This is a genomic window from Pseudomonas sp. W15Feb9B, assembly GCF_000828175.1.
GTDB classification, from domain to species: domain Bacteria; phylum Pseudomonadota; class Gammaproteobacteria; order Pseudomonadales; family Pseudomonadaceae; genus Aquipseudomonas; species Aquipseudomonas parakoreensis.
The window spans coordinates 64647-82880 of record NZ_JTKF01000013.1 but is presented as its reverse complement, the minus strand read 5'-3'; the positions used below and the strand labels follow the sequence as shown (position 1 = coordinate 82880).

Below are 18234 nucleotides of genomic sequence, written 5' to 3'. Positions count from 1 at the left end.
TTCACTTCCTCGGGTCGAAGGCATCGCGAGCGGACTCGCCGATAAACACCAGCAAACTCAACATCAGCGCCAGCACCGCAAACGCGCTGATGCCCAGCCACGGCGCCTGCAGGTTGGATTTGCCCTGGGCCACCAGTTCACCCAGCGACGGGCTGCCGGCCGGCAAACCGAAGCCGAGGAAATCCAGCGCGGTGAGGGTGCCGATGGCACCGGTGAGGATGAACGGCATGAAGGTCATGGTCGAGACCATCGCGTTGGGCAGAATGTGGCGGAACATGATCGCGCCGTTCTGCATGCCCAGCGCCCGCGCCGCGCGCACGTATTCGAGGTTGCGCCCACGCAGGAACTCGGCGCGCACCACATCGACCAGGCTCATCCACGAAAACAGCAGCATGATCCCCAGCAGCCACCAGAAATTCGGCTGGACGAAACTGGCGAGAATGATCAGCAGGTACAGCACCGGCAGCCCCGACCAGATTTCCAGAAAGCGCTGCCCGGCCAGATCGACCCAACCGCCATAGAAACCCTGCAGCGCGCCGGCAATCACGCCGATGATCGAGCTGAGTACCGTCAGCGTGAGGGCAAACAACACGGAAATGCGGAAGCCGTAAATCACCCGCGCCAGCACATCGCGGCCCTGATCGTCGGTACCCAGCAGGTTATCCGCCGAGGGCGGGGCCGGGGCCGGGACTTTCAGGTCGTAATTGATGCTCTGGTAGCTGTAAGGGATCGGCGCCCACAACACCCACGCATCCTTGGCCTTGAGCAGTTCTCGGATATACGGGCTCTTGTAGTTGGCTTCCAGCGGGAATTCGCCGCCGAAGGTGGTTTCCGGGTAGCGCTTGATCGCCGGGAAGTACCAATTGTTGTCGTAATGCACCAGCAGCGGCTTATCGTTGGCGATCAGCTCGGCGCCGAGGCTCAGGCCGAACAGAATCAGGAACAGCCACAGCGACCACCAGCCTCGCTTGTTGGCTTTGAACAGTTCGAACCGGCGGCGGTTGAGCGGGGACAGGTTCATCTCAATGCTCCCGGCTGGCGAAGTCGATGCGCGGATCGACCAGGGTGTAGGTGAGATCACCGATCAGTTTCACCACCAGCCCCAGCAGGGTGAAGATGAACAGGGTGCCGAACACCACCGGGTAATCGCGGTTGATCGCCGCTTCGAAACTCATCAGGCCCAGGCCGTCGAGGGAGAAGATCACCTCCACCAGCAACGAGCCGGTGAAGAAGATGCCGATGAACGCGGAAGGGAACCCGGCAATCACCAGCAGCATGGCGTTGCGGAACACATGGCCGTAGAGCACGCGATTGCGCGTCAGGCCCTTGGCCTTGGCGGTGACCACGTACTGCTTGTTGATCTCGTCGAGAAAGCTGTTTTTGGTCAGTAGGGTCATGGTCGCGAAGTTGCCGATCACCAGCGCCGTCACCGGCAGTGCCAGGTGCCAGAAGTAATCGAGGACCTTGCCGCCAAGGCTGAGTTGATCGAAGTTGTTCGAGGTCAGGCCGCGTAGCGGGAACCAGTCCAGATAACTGCCGCCGGCAAACACCACGATCAGCAGAATCGCAAACAGGAACGCCGGAATCGCGTAGCCGATGATGATCGCCGAACTGGTCCACACGTCGAAGTGGCTGCCGTGCCGCGTGGCCTTGGCGATCCCCAGCGGGATCGACACCAGGTACATGATCAGCGTGCTCCACAGCCCGAGCGAGATCGACACCGGCATCTTTTCCTTGATCAGGTCGATGACCTTGGCGTCGCGGAAGAAGCTGTCGCCGAAGTCCAGCTTCGCGTAGTTCTTGACCATGATCCACAGGCGTTCCGGGGCCGATTTGTCGAAGCCGTACATGTGCTCGATTTCCTTGATCAGCGCCGGGTCCAAGCCTTGCGCGCCGCGATAGGCGGAGCCGGCCACCGAAACCTCGGCGCCGCCACCGGCGATGCGGCTGGTGGCGCCTTCGAAGCCTTCAAGCTTGGCGATCATCTGTTCCACCGGGCCGCCGGGCGCGGCCTGAATGATCACGAAATTGATCAGCAGAATGCCGAACAGGGTCGGGATGATCAGCAGCAGTCGCCGAAAGATATACGCCAGCATCTGATTACTCCGTGCCCACAGGGTCGGCTTGCAGTTTGGTTTCGACTTCTATGGCGGGTTTCGCGTCAGGCTTGACCCACCAGGTGTTAATCCCGATGTCGTATTTGGGCGAGACTTTCGGGTGACCGATGTGGTTCCAGTAAGCCACGCGCCAGGTCTTGATATGCCAGTTGGGGACCACGTAGTAACCCCATTGCAGCACCCGATCCAGCGCCCGGGCATGCGCCACCAGGCTGCTGCGTGAATCGGCGTTGATCAGGCTTTCCACCAGTTGATCGACGATCGGATCCTTCAGGCCCATGGTGTTGCGGCTGCTCGATTTGTCGGCGGCCGCGCTCATCCAGAATTCGCGCTGCTCGTTGCCCGGCGAATTGGATTGCGGGAAGCTGCCGACCATCATGTCGAAGTCCCGTGAGCGCACGCGGTTGATGTATTGCGAAACGTCGACGCGGCGGATCACCAGATCGATGCCGAGGTCGGCCAGATTGCGTTTGAACGGCAGCAGTACGCGTTCGAATTCGGTCTGCGCAAGGAGGAACTCGATGACCACCGGTTTGCCGCTGGCGTCGACCATTTTGTCGTCGACAATCTTCCAGCCGGCCTCTTGCAGCAGTTGATAGGCTTCGCGCTGCTGGGCGCGGATCATGCCGCTGGCGTCGGTCTTGGGGGGCTCGAAGGCTTCGCTGAACACCTGTGCCGGGAGTTTGCTGCGGAACGGTTCGAGGATCGCCCGTTGTTCGGCGTCGGGCAGGCCGGTGGCGGCCATTTCCGAATTCTCGAAATAGCTGCGGGTGCGAAAGTAGGCACCGTTGAACAGCTGTTTGTTGGTCCACTCGAAATCGAACAACAGGCCGAGCGCCTGCCGCACCCGCACATCCTGAAACACCGGACGGCGCAGGTTGAAAACGAAGCCCTGCATGCCGGTCGGGTTGCTGTTGGCGATCTGTTCCTTGATCAGCCGACCTTCTGTGACCGCCGGAATGTTGTAGGCGTTGGCCCAGTTCTTCGCGGTCATTTCCAGCCAGTAATCAAACTGCCCGGCCTTCAGCGCTTCGACGGCGACGGTGTTGTCGCGGTAGTAATCGGTGGTCATCACGTCGAAGTTGTAGAAGCCGCGATTGACCGGCAAATCCTTGCCCCAATAGTCCTTGACCCGCTCATAGCGCACCGAGCGCCCGGCCTTCACTTCGGCGACCTTGTACGGGCCGCTGCCCAGCGGGATTTCCAGATTGCCCTTGGTGAAATCGCGATTGGCCCACCAGTGTTTCGGAAGCACTGGCAACTGGCCGAGGATCAGCGGCAACTCGCGATTGTTGGTGTGCTTGAACTTGAACAGCACCTTGAGCGGGTCTTCGGCGATGGCCTCTTCGACATCGCTGTAGTAGCCGCGAAACAGCGGCGAACCGTCCTTGGTCAGGGTCTGAAAGCTGAACACCACGTCTTCGGCGCGCACCGGATGGCCGTCGTGAAAACGCGCTTCCGGGCGCAGGTAGAAACGCACCCAGCTGTTGTCCGGGGCTTTCTCGATCTTCGCGGCGATCAGGCCGTATTCGGTGAACGGCTCGTCGAGGCTGTGCTTGGTCAGGGTGTCGTAGATCTGCCCGACGTCATCGGCCGGCACGCCTTTGCTGATGAACGGGTTGAGGCTGTCGAAGCCGCCGAACCCGGCCTGGCGGAAGATCCCGCCCTTGGGCGCGTCGGGGTTCACGTAATCGAACTGTTTGAAGTCCGCCGGGTATTTCGGCGGCTCGTTGTACAGGGTCACCGCGTGTTGCGGGGCGGCAATCGCCAGCCCGGCGAACAGCAGACCGCTGGCCTGCAGGAGCAGGGCACGGATGGGGGTCATTTATTGTTCTCCGAAGATTTCAGCCACCACGCGCTCAGGCCCAGGGTGTAGGGCGGCGTGGTGACGAAAGCCAACCGGTTGCGGTAGGCCAGTCGGTGATAATTGAGGTACCAGTTGGGAATGCTGTAGTGCTGCCACAGCAGCACGCGGTCCAGCGCCTTGCCGGCGGCGACCTGTTCGTCGCGGGTTTGCGCGGCGAGCAATTGTTCGAGCAGGTGATCGACCACCGGGTTGGCGATGCCCGCGTAGTTTTTGCTGCCCTTGACCCCGACCTGACTGGAATGGAAGTACTGCCATTGCTCCAGACCCGGGCTGAGGGTCTGGTTGAGAGTCATCAGGATCATGTCGAAATCGAACTGATCCAGGCGCTGTTTGTACTGGGCGCGATCCACCGTGCGCAGGCGCGCATCGATGCCGATGCTGTTGAGGTTTTCGATGTACGGCTGCAGGATCCGTTCAAGGTTCGGGTTGACCAGCAAAAGTTCGAAGCTCAGCGGTTGGCCTGCGGAATTTTGCAAGCGCTGGCCGTTGAGCTTCCAGCCGGCCTCGGCGAGCAGCGCCAGGGCCTTGCGCATGGTTTCTCGCGGGATGCCACGGCCATCGGTTTGCGGCAAGGTGAACGGCTTGGTGAACAGCTTCGCCGGTAACTGATCTTTATACGGCTTGAGCATCAGCCATTCGTGCCCGACCGGCAGGCCGTTGGCGCTGAACTCGCTGTTGGGGTAGTAGCTGGTGGTGCGCTGGTAGGCGTCGCTGAACAGCGCGCGGTTGGTCCACTCGAAGTCGAACATCAGGCCCAGCGCTTCGCGCACCTTGACGTCGCTGAAGGTCGCGCGTCGGGTGTTCATGAACAGGCCCTGGCTCTGGGTCGGGATCTGATGCGGGATTTGCGCCTTGATCACGTCGCCACGGCGCACCGCCGGGAAGTTGTAGCCATTGGCCCAGTTCTTCGCCTGATGCTCGATGTAGATATCGAATTCACCGGCCTTGAAGGCTTCGAAGGCCACGTCGCTGTCGCGGTAAAACTCGACTTCCATGCGATCAAAATTGTACTTGCCGCGATTGACCGGCAGGTTCTTGCCCCAGTAATCCTTGACCCGCTCGAAGATCAGCTGCCGTCCCGGCGTCACCGAGGTGATGCGGTACGGCCCGCTGCCCAGCGGTGGCTCGAAGGTGGTGGCCTTGAAGTCGCGATCTTTCCAGTAGTGCTGTGGCAGCACCGGCAACTCACCGAGGCGCAGAATCAGCAGCGGGTTCCCCGAGCGTTTCATCACGAAACGAATGCGCTGCGGGTTGAGGATGTCGACCCGCGAGACTTCCTGCAGGGCGGTGCGGTACAGCGGATGGCCGTCCTTGAGCAGCAAACGATAGGAGAACGCCACGTCGTAGGCGGTGATCGGTGTGCCATCGTGGAAACGTGCTTCCGGGCGCAGATTGAACACCACCCAGCTGCGATCTTCGCTGTATTCCACCGATTGCGCGATCAGGCCATAGCTTGATGCCGGCTCGTCACCGGACGGCGAATACTGGCCGGTGCCGACCATCAGCGGCTCGTTCAGCTCATTGATGCCGTACTGCAGGAAATTCGGCGTGGTGACCGGGCTGGTGCCCTTGAAGGTGTACGGGTTGACCGTATCGAAGGTGCCGAACGCCATCACCCGCAACGTACCGCCCTTGGGCGCTTGCGGGTTGACCCAGTCGAAGTGGGTAAATCTGGCCGGGTACTTGAGCGTGCCGAACTGCGCATAACCGTGACTCTCGGTAATCGTCGCGCTTGCGGGTGAGCTCAAGGCCAGGCTGATCAGGAGCAGGAGGAGGGGACGCTTCAAGTCAGATCCGATCCAGGCGGCTTGGGCTTTGTGGGCCGTACAGTAACAGCTTGTCTGGACTGGAAAAAGATAGCGGGTTAATGCTGTGTTAATGAAAAAAAAGATCGCAGCCTTCGGCAGCTCCTACAGAGACCAATGTAGGAGCTGCCGAAGGCTGCGATCTTTTGATTTCAACTCAATGCGGCTGGTAAACCGTGAGCATCTGCCCAGGCTTGAGGGCCTTGCCGGCGCCCGGGTTCCAGCGCTTGAGATGCTGCATCTCGACGTTGAAACGCTTGGCCACTACGTACAGGGTGTCGCCACGCTTGACCTTGTACTGGGTCTGCTGCTGGTTGTCGGCCTTGCCTTTGGTCTTGCTGTTGGCGGCAATCACCGTGTTGATCCGGCCACTGTTACGAGCCGGGGCGCGCTTGGTGGTGTCCTGCATCACCAGGGTCTGGCCGACCTTGAGGTTCTTGCCGGTCAGCTTGTTCCAGCGCTGCAGGTCCTTGACTTCGACCTTGTTGGCCTTGGCGATGGAGCCGAGGTTGTCGCCGCGTTTGACCCGGTAGGCGCGCTTGAGCTTCGCCACCTCGGTCGGGTCGGCACCGTCGAATACCGGTTTCAGCGAACGCGGGCTGATCAGTTCTTCAGGCCGCATGGTCTGCAGACTGGCGGTCAGCAGTTGCGCTTTGGACGTCGGCACCAGCAGATGCTGCGGGCCGTCGATGGTGGTGCGTTGCTTGAAGGCCGGGTTGAGCTGGAACAGTTCGTCTTCGTCGATGTTGGCCACCGCCGCGACCTTCGACAGGTCCATGCGCTGGTTGATTTCGACGACCTGGAAATACGGTTCGTTGGCGATCGGGTTGAGGTTCACCCCGTAGGCTTCCGGGGCCAGCACCACTTGCGACAGGGCCAGCAGTTTCGGCACGTAGGCCTGGGTTTCCGCCGGCAACGACGACAGGTTCCAGTAGTCGGTCGGCAGGCCGAGCTTCTCGTTGCGCTCGATGGCGCGGCTCACCGTGCCTTCACCGGCGTTGTAGGCCGCCAGGGCCAGCAGCCAGTCGCCGTTGAACATGTCGTGCAGACGGGTCAGGTAATCCATCGCAGCGGTGGTCGAGGCGGTGATATCGCGACGGCCGTCATAAAAACGGGTCTGGCGCAGGTTGTAGTAGCGACCGGTGGACGGAATGAATTGCCACAGCCCCGAGGCGTCGGCGCGCGAGTAGGCCATCGGGTTGTAGGCGCTCTCGATCACTGGCAGCAGGGCCAGTTCCAGCGGCATGTTGCGCTCTTCGAGACGCTCGACGATGTAATGAATGTAGAGACTGCCGCGTTCGCCGGCATTCTCGAGGAAAGAAGGGTTGCTGGCGAACCACAGGCGCTGTTGCTCGATGCGCGGGTTGACGCCCAGGCCGTCCTGCAGCTGGAAACCACCGCGCATGCGCTCCCAGATGTCCTGAGGCACCTGCGGGCTGGGCTTTTCGCTCAGCCAGATCGGTTTCTGCTTGGCTCGCGCAGCAATGTTCGGCGTATGGGTCGCTTCAGTCTGCGGAGCATGGCTGGAACAGCCCGCCAATGTGGCGGACACAGCCACCGCGATGGCTTGGGCCAGGCGGGTCAACGTGTCTGAATTGACGGACTTACGTATGGATGACGACATTGGCTGGAAGTAAGTTCCGGGCAAAAATGTCGGGCGATTCTAGAAAGCGCACCCCCTGCGGTCAACCATTCAGAATTTTTGTACCAGGGGGCGAGTCGCTTAGAATTTATCTTTCCACGCCCGCAGAGCCGCAAAAACCTCACTCGGCGCCCGGTTTTGAGCGCCTGCCCGTTCGTCCACTTTTTGTGTAACTAATGTTTCAGCGGTACGCAAAAACGGATTTGTGAGCTTTTCCAGGGCCAGGGTAGAGGGCAGGGTCATCACGCCTTTTTCCCGTTGTTGAGTGACTTTTTCCAGACGGGCGGCAATGTCCGGGTTGCTCGGTTCGACTGCCGCAGCAAACTTCAGGTTGCTCAGGGTGTATTCATGGGTGCAATACACCAGCGTATCCTCGGGTAACGCGGCGAGGCGGCTGAGCGAGTGGTGCATCTGTTGCGGTGTGCCTTCGAACAGACGCCCGCAACCGGCGGCGAACAGGGTGTCGCCGCAAAACAGCAGGCCGTGGTGGTAGTAGGCAATGTGGCCGAGGGTGTGACCGGGCACCGCATAGACATCGAAGTCCCAGCCGAGCACGCTGACCTTGTCGTTGTCCTTGAGCGCCACGTCGCGCCCTGGGATGTTTTCGCTGGCCGGGCCGTAGACTGTGGCGCCGCTTGCCGCTTTCAGGCGTTCGACGCCGCCGACGTGATCGTGATGGTGATGAGTGATCAGAATGTCGCTCAGCACCCAGCCCGGATGTGCGGTCAGCCAGGCCTGCACCGGCGCGGCATCGCCCGGGTCGACCACGGCGCAACGCTGGGTGCGGTGATCCTGTAACAACCAGATGTAGTTGTCGGTGAACGCGGGCAGGGCACTGATCTGTATCATCGTCGGAATTCGCCAAGCGGAAAACATTGGCGCATCTTAGAGCTTCTAGCGGCGTTGGAGAATGACATGACCGATAAAGCGTTCGCTCAGGCCGATCCCGACTGGCTGGCGTTGATCGGCGCGGCCCGTGAATGGCTGGCCGGCCCGCTCGGGCAATTTCTGCTGGATGAAGAACGACGCATGCTCGAAGACGAGTTGGGGCGGTTTTTCGGCGGCTACCTGGTGCATTACGGGCCGTCGGCGCAGACCCCGCCGTCGGCGCCGCAGGTGCAGCGCAACGTGCGGCTCGGCGCGCCGTTACCGGGGGTCGAGATCGTCTGCGAGGAACAGGCCTGGCCGTTGAGCGAGCACGCCGCCGATGTGGTGGTGTTGCAGCACGGTCTGGATTTCTGCCTGTCGCCTCACGGTTTGCTGCGCGAAGCGGCGAGCAGCGTACGCCCCGGCGGGCATCTGTTGATCATCGGCATCAACCCGTGGAGCACCTGGGGCTTGCGCCATGTTTTCGCCCACGATGCGTTGCGTCAGGCACGCTGCATCTCGCCGTCGCGGGTGGCCGACTGGCTCAATCTGCTGGGCTTTGCGCTGGAGAAACGCCGCTTCGGGTGCTATCGTCCGCCGCTCGCGTCGCCCAAGTGGCAGGCTCGACTGGCCGGCTGGGAACGCAAGGCCGGCGACTGGCAACTGTCGGGCGGTGGCTTCTATTTATTGGTCGCGCGCAAGATCGTGGTTGGCCTGCGTCCGGTGCGTCAGGAGCGCCGCGAGCCGATGGGCAAGCTGATTCCGCTGCCGATGGCCAAGGTCAACCGCCGTCGTATCGAACCGTAAACCTTCTTTTTATAGTGGCCGGACTTGTTCCGGCCGCGGCCATCGTCGATCCGCGATTGACGGGGCCAGGCATTTTTCTGGATAGAGTGGCATGAGCGAAAGCGTCGATAGCGTAGAACTGTTCACCGACGGCGCCTGCAAGGGCAACCCCGGCCCGGGGGGCTGGGGCGCCTTGCTGGTGTGCAAGGGCGTGGAAAAGGAACTGTGGGGCGGCGAAGCCAACACCACCAACAACCGTATGGAACTGCTCGGCGCCATCCGTGGCCTTGAAGCCCTGAAGCGTCCTTGCGAAGTGCTGCTGGTGACCGACTCGCAGTACGTGATGAAGGGCATCAACGAGTGGATGGCCAACTGGAAGAAACGTGGCTGGAAGACGGCGGCGAAAGAACCGGTGAAAAACGCTGACCTGTGGAAAGAGCTGGATGAGCAGGTCAACCGCCACAAAGTCACCTGGAAGTGGGTGCGCGGGCACATTGGTCATCACGGTAACGAACGGGCTGACCAATTGGCCAACCGTGGGGTGGATGAGGTGCGCGGCTACAAGCAGAGCTGATTGCCAGCAGGCACACTCCTGCCATCTGGAATGCATTCCCCTGTAGGAGCTGCCGCAGGCTGCGATCTTTTGATTTTGTTTTTTCGAAAGCAAGATCAAAAGATCGCAGCCTGCGGCAGCTCCTACAGGGTTATCGGCGCCGATCAAGCGGTGGCGGGCGACGCGCACCGTGAGCGTGTTAACATCGCCGCTTTTGTACGATTGACCCCGTTGAGAACTGAACACTGATGGCCACCAGATCCGTTGTACTCGATACCGAAACCACCGGCATGCCGGTGACCGATGGTCACCGGATCATTGAAATCGGCTGTGTCGAACTGATCGGTCGGCGCCTGACGGGCCGGCACTTTCATGTCTACCTGCAACCGGATCGCGAGAGTGATGAAGGGGCGATCGGCGTTCACGGCATCACCAACGAATTCCTCGTCGGCAAACCACGTTTCGCCGAAGTCGCCGACGAGTTCTTCGAGTTCATCAATGGCGCGCAGCTGATCATCCATAACGCGGCGTTCGACGTTGGTTTTATCAACAACGAATTCGCCTTGATGGGCCAGCTCGATCGTGCGGACATCACGCAGCATTGCACCATTCTCGATACCCTGATGATGGCGCGGGAGCGTCACCCGGGGCAGCGCAACAGCCTCGACGCCTTGTGCAAACGTTATGGCGTCGACAACTCTGGCCGTGAACTGCACGGCGCCTTGCTCGACTCGGAGATTCTCGCCGACGTCTACCTGACCATGACCGGTGGCCAGACCAGCCTGTCGCTGGCCGGCAACGCTTCCGACGGCAATGGCACAGGTGATGGCGCGGACAACTCCGCCACCGAAATCCGTCGTCTGCCGGCGAATCGTCAGCCTGCGCGGATTATCCGGGCGACAGAAGATGAGCTGGCGGAGCACCTGGCGCGGCTGGAGATCATTGCCAAATCGGCCGGTGGCCCGGCGCTTTGGACGCAGATCGCCGAGGCTGACGCTCAGGCCTGATCCCCTCTGTGGCGAGGGAGCTTGCTCCCGCTTGGCTGCGAAGCAGTCATAAAACCTGAATGCACATTGATGCTGAACGAATACCGGGGGCCGCTTCGCGCCCCGGCAGGAGCAAGCTCCCTCGCCACAAAAGCCGAGTCAGGCTGAATGAAGCCAACTGGCCACCCTCGCCACTTTCGCTGCAACCCTCTACCCTGAGTGCATTGGCAGACATTGATCCGCCGCCTCGGGACACTGAGCCTCATGTACAAAGATTTGAAGTTTCCGGTGTTGATCGTCCACCGCGACATCAAGGCCGACACGGTCGCCGGCGAGCGTATCCGGGGCATCGCCCGGGAGTTGGAGCAGGAAGGTTTCAAGATCGTTTCGGCCATCGACTACACCGAAGGGCGGTTGGTGGCGTCAACCCATCATGGTCTGGCGTGCATGCTCATCGCTGCCGAAGACGCCAGCACCAATTCCCATCTGTTGCAAAACATGGCCGAACTGATCGGTCTGGCGCGAGTGCGAGCGCCGGATCTGCCGATCTTTGCCCTCGGCGAACAGGTCACCCTGGAAAATGCCCCGGCCGATGCGATGGCCGAACTCAATCAGTTGCGCGGCATTCTCTATCTGTTCGAAGACACGGTGCCGTTTCTGGCCCGGCAAGTGGCGCGGGCGGCGCGCAAGTACCTGGATGGCCTGCTGCCGCCTTTTTTCAAGGCGTTGGTGCAGCACACTGCCGACTCCAACTATTCCTGGCATACGCCTGGACATGGCGGTGGCGTGGCCTACCACAAGAGTCCGGTGGGACAGGCGTTTCACCAGTTCTTTGGCGAAAACACCCTGCGTTCGGATTTGTCGGTGTCGGTGCCGGAACTCGGTTCGCTGCTCGATCACACCGGCCCGTTGGCTGAAGCCGAAGAGCGCGCGGCGCGCAACTTTGGCGCCGATCACACGTTTTTCGTGATCAATGGCACCTCGACTGCCAACAAGATCGTCTGGCACTCGATGGTCGGTCGGGATGATCTGGTGCTCGTCGATCGCAATTGCCACAAGTCGGTGCTGCACGCGATCATCATGACCGGCGCGATCCCGTTGTACCTGTGCCCGGAGCGCAATGAGCTGGGGATCATCGGCCCGATTCCGCTGAGCGAATTCAGTCGCGAGTCGATTCAGGCCAAGATCGACGCCAGCCCGTTGACCAAGGGCCGGGCACCGAAAGTCAAACTGGCGGTGGTCACCAACTCGACCTATGACGGCCTGTGTTACAACGCCGAGCTGATCAAGCAGAGCCTTGGCAGTAGCGTCGAAGTGCTGCATTTCGATGAAGCCTGGTACGCCTATGCGGCGTTTCACGAGTTTTTCGCCGGACGCTATGGCATGGCCACCTCGCGCACAGAAGACAGCCCACTCGTGTTCACTACACATTCCACCCACAAGCTGCTCGCCGCGTTCAGCCAGGCCTCGATGATTCACGTACAGGATGGTGGTGCGCGGCAACTGGACCGCGATCGTTTCAACGAAGCGTTCATGATGCACATCTCGACCTCGCCGCAATACAGCATCATCGCCTCGCTGGACGTGGCCTCGGCCATGATGGAAGGCCCGGCCGGGCGTTCGCTGTTGCAGGAAACCTTCGATGAGGCGCTGAGTTTTCGCCGGGCGCTGGCCAATCTGCGCCAGCACATTGCGGCGGATGACTGGTGGTTCTCGATTTGGCAGCCGCCCGGCGTCGAAGGCATCGACCGGGTGCAGACCGAAGACTGGTTGCTGCAGCCGGACGCCGACTGGCATGGCTTCGGTGAAGTCAGTGACGACTACGTGCTGCTCGACCTGATCAAGGTGACCCTGGTCATGCCCGGATTGAATGCCGGCGGCGCGCTGAGCGAGAAGGGCATCCCGGCGGCGGTGGTCAGCAAGTTCCTCTGGGAGCGCGGGCTGGTGGTGGAGAAGACCGGGCTGTATTCGTTTTTGGTGCTGTTCTCGATGGGCATCACCAAAGGCAAGTGGAGCACGCTGCTCACCGAGTTGCTCGAATTCAAACGCAGTTATGACGCCAACGTCAGTCTGGCGAGCTGCCTGCCTTGCGTGGCGCAGCAAGACACCGCGCGCTATCGCGGCATGGGCCTGCGTGACCTGTGCGATCAACTGCACGCCTGTTACCGCAGCAACGCCACGGCCAAGCATCTGAAACGCATGTACACGGTGTTGCCGGAAATCGCCATGAAGCCGGCCCACGCCTACGATCAACTGGTGCGCGGCGAGGTCGAGGCGGTGCCGATCGATGAGCTGGAAGGACGGGTCGCGGCGGTGATGCTGGTGCCGTATCCACCAGGGATTCCGTTGATCATGCCCGGCGAGCGCTTCACCGAGGCAACCCGCTCGATCATCGACTACCTGAAATTTGCCCGCACGTTCGATAGCAGCTTTCCCGGTTTTGTCGCTGATGTGCATGGACTGCAACATGAAGATGAAGGCAATGGACGGCAGTACACCGTCGATTGCGTCAAGGAATGAGGACTTTTCCGAGTATGCAACCGGTCATGAATCCAAAATACCCAGGACTGTCGGTGCGCGTCGCCGACGATGGTTTTGCGGCGTACATCTGGGGCAGCGACTTCAGTTTCGAGGTGGCTGCGTATGGCGCGGCAGTCATTGGCCAGCCGGTCGAGCGCTGGGCGGTGACGCCGATCGTGCCGTACCGCAAGTGCTACGGCATCGATCCTGAAGAGTTCAGCAGCTATCGCGACGCCGCCGACAGCGCGATCTTCATGGCTTATCTGGACGACGAACCGGTCGGCCATCTGGTGATCAGCACCAACTGGAACGGTTTTGCCCACATCGATGAATTGGCGGTGCACGCACCGGCACGACGCCATGGCGTCGCCAAGGCGTTGCTGGATGTCGCGCAGTTCTGGAGTCGCAAGAAGAAGCTGCCGGGGATCATGCTCGAGACGCAGAACAACAACCTCGGTGCGTGTCGTTTGTACGAACGTTGTGGCTACGAGATTGGCGGTATCGACCATTTGCGTTATCGCGGGATAGACCCGAATACCGCCGAAATTGCGCTGTTCTGGTACAGACTGTTCGACAACCCGCTGGAAAACCCGCTCAGCTCGCCAGCATCGCCTCGGCTTGTTCCGTGACGATCGCCAGCAGCGTTTGAATCGCGGCCGGCGTGGCGTTGTGTCGGTAGCTCAGCGCATACAGGCTGATCGGCACCGCCGGTGACAACGGGCAGACGTCCAGGCCGCCCGCCCGTGCACCGAGCGCAGTAAACGGGTCGACGATGGCCAGGCCCTCGCCGGCCTCGACCATGCTGCGCATCATCTGATGGGTTTGCACTCGGGTCTGGATGCTCGGCGCCGGGCGCAGGGCCTGGAGTTTGTTCTCCAATGCCGGGCTCAGCGGGTCGTGGCCTTCGAGGCCGACCATTGCCTGGCCAGCGAGATCCTGCAGGGAAATGTATTTCTGCTTCGGTTGCAGCCAGCCGTGGGGCGCGAGCAGTTGCAGCTTGCCGTGGGCCAATGGCTGGCAGTGGATGTCGGGGTGTTCCGGATCGTGCAGGCTCAGGCCCAGATCGCTTTCGCGCAGCAGCAGGCTGCGGACGATGTCGCAGGTCGGAGAGCTGAGCAAGCGGCAGGGCGCATCGGGCAAGCGTCGGCGCAGCAGCGCGATACTTTGCGGCAACAGCTGTTGCGCCAGCGGCGGGGTGCCGATGATGCGCAGGGGCGGGGCGAGGTATTGCTTGAGGCTGCTGGCCAGACGCTGCACCGGCTCCAGCGCCTGATAGACGTGAGCAATTTCCACCTGCAGCGCCCGCGCTTCGGGCGTTGATTGCAATCGACCGCGCACGCTGGCGAACAGCATGAACCCCAACTCGCTCTCGACTTCGCGCAAACGCTCTTCGACGTCAGTCACCGGGAGCTGCAGCCATTCGGCGGCGGTGCCCAGGTGACCGGTCTGCAAGAGCGCCTGAATCACTTCGATATGACGTAAACGCATGCGTGAAGTCCATGTTCAGCAGGTGGGGTCAGTGGCTGAATCCTACCCCAAGTCTGCGCATATGACTTCTGCTCATAACGCGCGGTTATTGAGCGACGGTTGGCTCGGGTTCGCGGATCAGGGTGATGTCCGACTGAACCAGCAAAAACTCATTGTCGCTGAGCTTCTTGACTCGATCGCCAATCGCCAGTTTGTAGGTGGTGACAGGCTCCATGCCGGTGAAACCGTCTGCCGACGGGGTGGATTCCTGGAACTCATGCACGGAATAAACGCGGCCTTCCGCATCTCTTGCATGGAACTGACCGACGAGTACTGCTGCCATCTGCTTAGAACCTCTGGAGATAAAACGCTTGATTTGCGGCTTGGTAGACCGCCATCAAGCCCTGTAAGTTTTCCTGCAGGAAAAAAATAATCAGCGCGGAGGAATTTCCTGCGCACGCTGGTGAAACGGTCATCGAATCATCTATAACTACTGGCTCTTCCCACGGACAGTCGAGAGTCTTCCATGAGCAATGTCTACAACGTCGCTGTAGTCGTCGGCAGCCTGCGCAAAGCATCGATCAACCGCAAAGTCGCGCTGGCACTGGCCGAGCTAGCACCGGCGAACCTGAAACTGAAGATTGTCGAAATTGGCGATCTGCCGCTTTACAACGAAGACATCGACGGCGATTCACCGCCGGCAGCCTACAGCACTTTCCGCCAGCAGGTGGGCTCTTCCGACGCGGTGCTGTTTGTCACCCCGGAATATAACCGCTCGGTGCCCGCGCCTTTGAAGAATGCGATTGACGTGGGTTCACGGCCTTATGGCAAAAGCGTCTGGAGCGGCAAGCCGGGGGCGGTGATCAGTGTGTCGCCGGGAGCCATTGGCGGTTTTGGCGCCAACCAGCATCTGCGCCAGTCTTTCGTGTTTCTCGATGTGCCGTGCATGCAGCAGCCGGAAGCGTACCTGGGCGGTGCGGGTTCGGCGTTTGACGAGGCGGGCAAATTGAGCGAGTCGGTCAAGCCGTTCCTGCAAAATTTCATCAATGCGTATGGGAAATTTGTGGAACAACACAAAAAATAATCGGGTCAGAGCTGCGGCTTGAGAAAATCCTGTGGGAGCGAGCCTGCTCGCGAAAGGGCCATCAGCCACACCTCGTGGTGACTGACAGTCCGCTTTCGCGGGCAGGCTCTCTCCCACAGTTGTGTGGTTTGGCTTATTTCATTCATTAAGGCTGTCGCGAATGCTCGCTGCGTCACTGATCTTCCTGCTGACCATCACCCTTGTCATCTGGCAACCCAAAGGCCTCGGCGTCGGCTGGAGCGCGACGCTCGGCGCCGTGCTCGCATTGATCTTCGGCGTCGTGCACCTGAGCGATATTCCGCTGGTGTGGCAGATCATCTGGAACGCCACCGGCACCTTCGTCGCACTGATCATCATCAGTCTGTTGCTCGACGAAGCGGGATTCTTCGCCTGGGCCGCGCTGCATGTGGCGCGCTGGGGGCGGGGCAGTGGGCGCAAGCTGTTTGCCTACATGGTGCTGCTCGGCGCGCTGGTGTCGGCGCTGTTCGCCAATGATGGCGCGGCACTGATCCTCACGCCGATCGTGATTTCGATGCTGCTGGCGCTGCGCTTTTCCCCGGCGGCAACCCTCGCGTTCGTCATGGGCGCCGGATTCATCGCCGACACCGCGAGCCTGCCGCTGGTGGTGTCGAACCTGGTCAACATTGTTTCGGCGGACTTCTTTCACATCGGCTTCAACCGCTATGCGGCGGTGATGGTACCGGTCAACTTCGTCAGCGTGGCCGCCACTTTGGGCGTGTTGATGTGGTTCTTCCGCCGCGACATTCCCAAGGCCTACGACCCCGAACAGCTTGAACAACCGCATACGGCGATCCACGACAAAGCGACGTTCTACGCCGGTTGGGTGGTACTGGTGATCCTGTTGATCGGCTGCTTCTTCCTCGAACAGCTGGGCATCCCGATCAGCGCGATCTCCGCAGTCTGCGCTGCGTTGCTGCTGGGGATCGCTGCCCGTGGTCACAAGATCTCCACGCGCAAGGTACTCAAAGAAGCGCCGTGGCAGATCGTGATTTTCTCGCTGGGCATGTATCTGGTGGTGTATGGCCTGCGCAATGCCGGACTCACCGGGTATCTGGCCGGCTGGCTGGATGTGTTCGCCGGGTACGGCGTGTGGGGCGCGGCGCTGGGTACCGGGGTGCTGACGGCACTGTTGTCGTCGATCATGAACAACTTGCCGACGGTGCTGATCGGCTTGTTGTCGATCGATGCTAGTCAGGCCAGCGGTGTGGTCAAGGAAGCGATGATCTACGCCAACGTGATCGGCAGCGACTTGGGGCCGAAAATCACCCCGATCGGCAGTCTGGCGACGTTGCTCTGGTTGCATGTGCTGGCGCGCAAGGATATCCGGATTGGCTGGGGGTATTACTTCAAGGTCGGGATTGTGCTGACGGTGCCGGTGTTGTTGATTACCTTGGCGGCTTTGGCGCTGCGGTTATCCCTTTAGACCGAGTTGATCCCATCGCTGGCAAGCCAGCTCCCACAGGTTTCGTGATGCGGCTCAGAAAGTGAGCACACAGAAGATCCCTGTGGGAGCTGGCTTGCTAGCGATGGGGCCGGTGCAAACACCGCAAAATCTCAGGCCTGGCCCGGCACATTCGGCCAAAGATCCGCCACCAGAAACAACCGCTCCGCCTCTTCCCATTCACCCCGGGCATTCTCGGTCAGGCGCACCATCAGTTGCGCCGGAGCCATCGGTTCCAGGGTGTCCAGCCACCTCTGCAGGTGTTCAGTGCTCCAGGTCTGATCTGCCGGGTAGTGGGCCGGTGCCAGCCACGCATGGCGGGGCAGCGGTTGCCAGCGTCCGGCCGGGCGCTGGGCGACGAACGCCGGCCAGTCCTTCTGATGCAACCAACTGCCGCGCAGATGCTGCGGATGCGCCCCCTTCGGCGGCTCGGCGTGACCGGGCCACGGGTACAACAGGTAGCCGCCCAGCCACAACTGCGCACTGAACACTTCGATATCCAGAGTGGCCAATACCGCACGGCTTTCCGGGCGCGCCGAGATCGGCAGCTGGTGTTCGGCCAGATGCGCCAGTTTGCGGTCCAGTCGATCGTGGCAACCCGGCCCCAGCCACTGCGCCGGGTCGTGGCCGTCGCCATTCTGCGGGCCGAGATAGAGCTTGATCGCCAGTTCCAGGTGATGCACGCCGTCGCGGTCGCGCAGCAGCATGTCGAGTTCACCGAGGGTGTGGCCTTCGCGGCGGATCGGCAGGTTGGCGGCAATCAGTTCGATGCCCGGCGCATGCTCCACGGCAAACTGCCACAACCGCTCGTAATACAGGCCCAGCCGCCGCGTGCGCGCCTGCGACAGCCAGTGCAGCAAGCCATAACTGTCCCGATCCAGTTGCCGCAGCCACTGCTCCAGGCGCGCGGGATCGCTCACCCAATCGCTGCCGGCCAGCGGATGGCGTTGCGGCCAAGGTGTCGCCGCGAGCATTGGCGGGGCGAGAATCACCCACGCCAGATCCCGCACTTCCGGATGGCGTAATTGATGTGGCAACTGGAGCAGGTCGGGAAACAGGATCATCTTGCGAGCATAGC

The 18234-nt window shown here is 61.1% G+C and carries 16 protein-coding genes; 7 read left to right on the top strand and 9 right to left on the bottom strand.

Translation table 11 applies throughout. The features are described 5' to 3' along the window. Nucleotide 1: 1 nt before the first annotated feature. The 6 genes from OC71_RS08780 to gloB all read right to left on the bottom strand — a co-directional run bounded on the left by OC71_RS08780 (nucleotide 2) and on the right by gloB (nucleotide 8280). Nucleotides 2–1021, bottom strand: coding sequence for an ABC transporter permease (locus tag OC71_RS08780; RefSeq protein ID WP_041067290.1), 1020 nt, complete (start codon nucleotides 1019–1021; stop codon nucleotides 2–4). 1 nt (nucleotide 1022) lies between these two features. Next, nucleotides 1023–2096, bottom strand: coding sequence for a microcin C ABC transporter permease YejB (locus tag OC71_RS08775; protein WP_041067287.1), 1074 nt, complete (start codon nucleotides 2094–2096; stop codon nucleotides 1023–1025). Between the two features lie 4 nt (nucleotides 2097–2100). Next, the gene (locus OC71_RS08770) at nucleotides 2101–3942 is read right to left on the bottom strand and encodes an extracellular solute-binding protein (protein WP_041067283.1); all 1842 of its coding nucleotides are present in this window, start codon (nucleotides 3940–3942) and stop codon (nucleotides 2101–2103) included. Beyond that, entirely contained in the window at nucleotides 3939–5771 is a 1833-nt protein-coding gene (locus tag OC71_RS08765) for an extracellular solute-binding protein (RefSeq protein ID WP_041067280.1), read from the bottom strand. Before OC71_RS08765 ends, OC71_RS08770 begins: the two co-directional genes overlap by 4 nt. Nucleotides 5772–5946: 175 nt before the next feature. Beyond that, nucleotides 5947–7413: a LysM peptidoglycan-binding domain-containing protein gene (locus OC71_RS08760; RefSeq protein ID WP_041067277.1), complete on the bottom strand. Its 1467-nt coding sequence runs from the start codon at nucleotides 7411–7413 to the stop codon at nucleotides 5947–5949. A gap of 99 nt (nucleotides 7414–7512) precedes the next feature. After that, nucleotides 7513–8280 carry a hydroxyacylglutathione hydrolase gene (gene gloB, locus OC71_RS08755; protein WP_041067447.1) on the bottom strand — a complete coding sequence of 256 codons (768 nt, stop codon included), beginning with the start codon at nucleotides 8278–8280 and terminating at the stop codon, nucleotides 7513–7515. 66 nt (nucleotides 8281–8346) lie between these two features. Between gloB and OC71_RS08750 the strand changes: the two genes are divergently transcribed. From OC71_RS08750 to OC71_RS08730, 5 genes are all read left to right on the top strand, one after another. Next, nucleotides 8347–9105, top strand: a complete 759-nt coding sequence (locus OC71_RS08750) for a methyltransferase domain-containing protein (RefSeq protein ID WP_003224159.1) — start codon at nucleotides 8347–8349, stop codon at nucleotides 9103–9105. A gap of 91 nt (nucleotides 9106–9196) precedes the next feature. Next, nucleotides 9197–9658, top strand: coding sequence for a ribonuclease HI (rnhA, locus tag OC71_RS08745; RefSeq protein WP_003224162.1), 462 nt, complete (start codon nucleotides 9197–9199; stop codon nucleotides 9656–9658). Nucleotides 9659–9885: 227 nt separating this feature from the next. Continuing rightward, on the top strand, nucleotides 9886–10644 hold the full coding sequence (gene dnaQ / locus OC71_RS08740) for a DNA polymerase III subunit epsilon (protein ID WP_041067274.1): 759 nt from the start codon (nucleotides 9886–9888) through the stop codon (nucleotides 10642–10644). A gap of 243 nt (nucleotides 10645–10887) precedes the next feature. Continuing rightward, a complete protein-coding gene (locus tag OC71_RS08735) occupies nucleotides 10888–13143 on the top strand; it encodes an Orn/Lys/Arg decarboxylase N-terminal domain-containing protein (RefSeq protein ID WP_041067271.1) in 2256 nt (751 codons plus the stop codon). 14 nt (nucleotides 13144–13157) lie between these two features. Then, the gene (locus OC71_RS08730; RefSeq protein ID WP_041067268.1) at nucleotides 13158–13772 is read left to right on the top strand and encodes a GNAT family N-acetyltransferase; all 615 of its coding nucleotides are present in this window, start codon (nucleotides 13158–13160) and stop codon (nucleotides 13770–13772) included. On the opposite strand, the gene OC71_RS08725 is transcribed toward OC71_RS08730, so the two are convergent. Together OC71_RS08725 and OC71_RS08720 are read right to left on the bottom strand one after the other, a co-directional pair. Beyond that, nucleotides 13738–14631: a LysR substrate-binding domain-containing protein gene (locus OC71_RS08725; protein ID WP_041067266.1), complete on the bottom strand. Its 894-nt coding sequence runs from the start codon at nucleotides 14629–14631 to the stop codon at nucleotides 13738–13740. The two genes, OC71_RS08730 and OC71_RS08725, sit on opposite strands and share 35 nt — an antisense overlap. An 85-nt stretch (nucleotides 14632–14716) precedes the next feature. After that, on the bottom strand, nucleotides 14717–14953 hold the full coding sequence (locus tag OC71_RS08720) for a hypothetical protein (RefSeq protein WP_041067263.1): 237 nt from the start codon (nucleotides 14951–14953) through the stop codon (nucleotides 14717–14719). A 183-nt stretch (nucleotides 14954–15136) separates the two neighbouring features. On the opposite strand from OC71_RS08720, the gene OC71_RS08715 reads away from it, so the two are divergent. After that, entirely contained in the window at nucleotides 15137–15694 is a 558-nt protein-coding gene (locus OC71_RS08715; protein ID WP_041067261.1) for an NADPH-dependent FMN reductase, read from the top strand. Between the two features lie 160 nt (nucleotides 15695–15854). Further along, entirely contained in the window at nucleotides 15855–17138 is a 1284-nt protein-coding gene (locus tag OC71_RS08710) for an arsenic transporter (RefSeq protein WP_041067257.1), read from the top strand. 131 nt (nucleotides 17139–17269) lie between these two features. On the opposite strand, the gene OC71_RS08705 is transcribed toward OC71_RS08710, so the two are convergent. Beyond that, nucleotides 17270–18220 carry a DUF1853 family protein gene (locus OC71_RS08705; protein ID WP_041067253.1) on the bottom strand — a complete coding sequence of 317 codons (951 nt, stop codon included), beginning with the start codon at nucleotides 18218–18220 and terminating at the stop codon, nucleotides 17270–17272. Nucleotides 18221–18234: the final 14 nt, after the last annotated feature.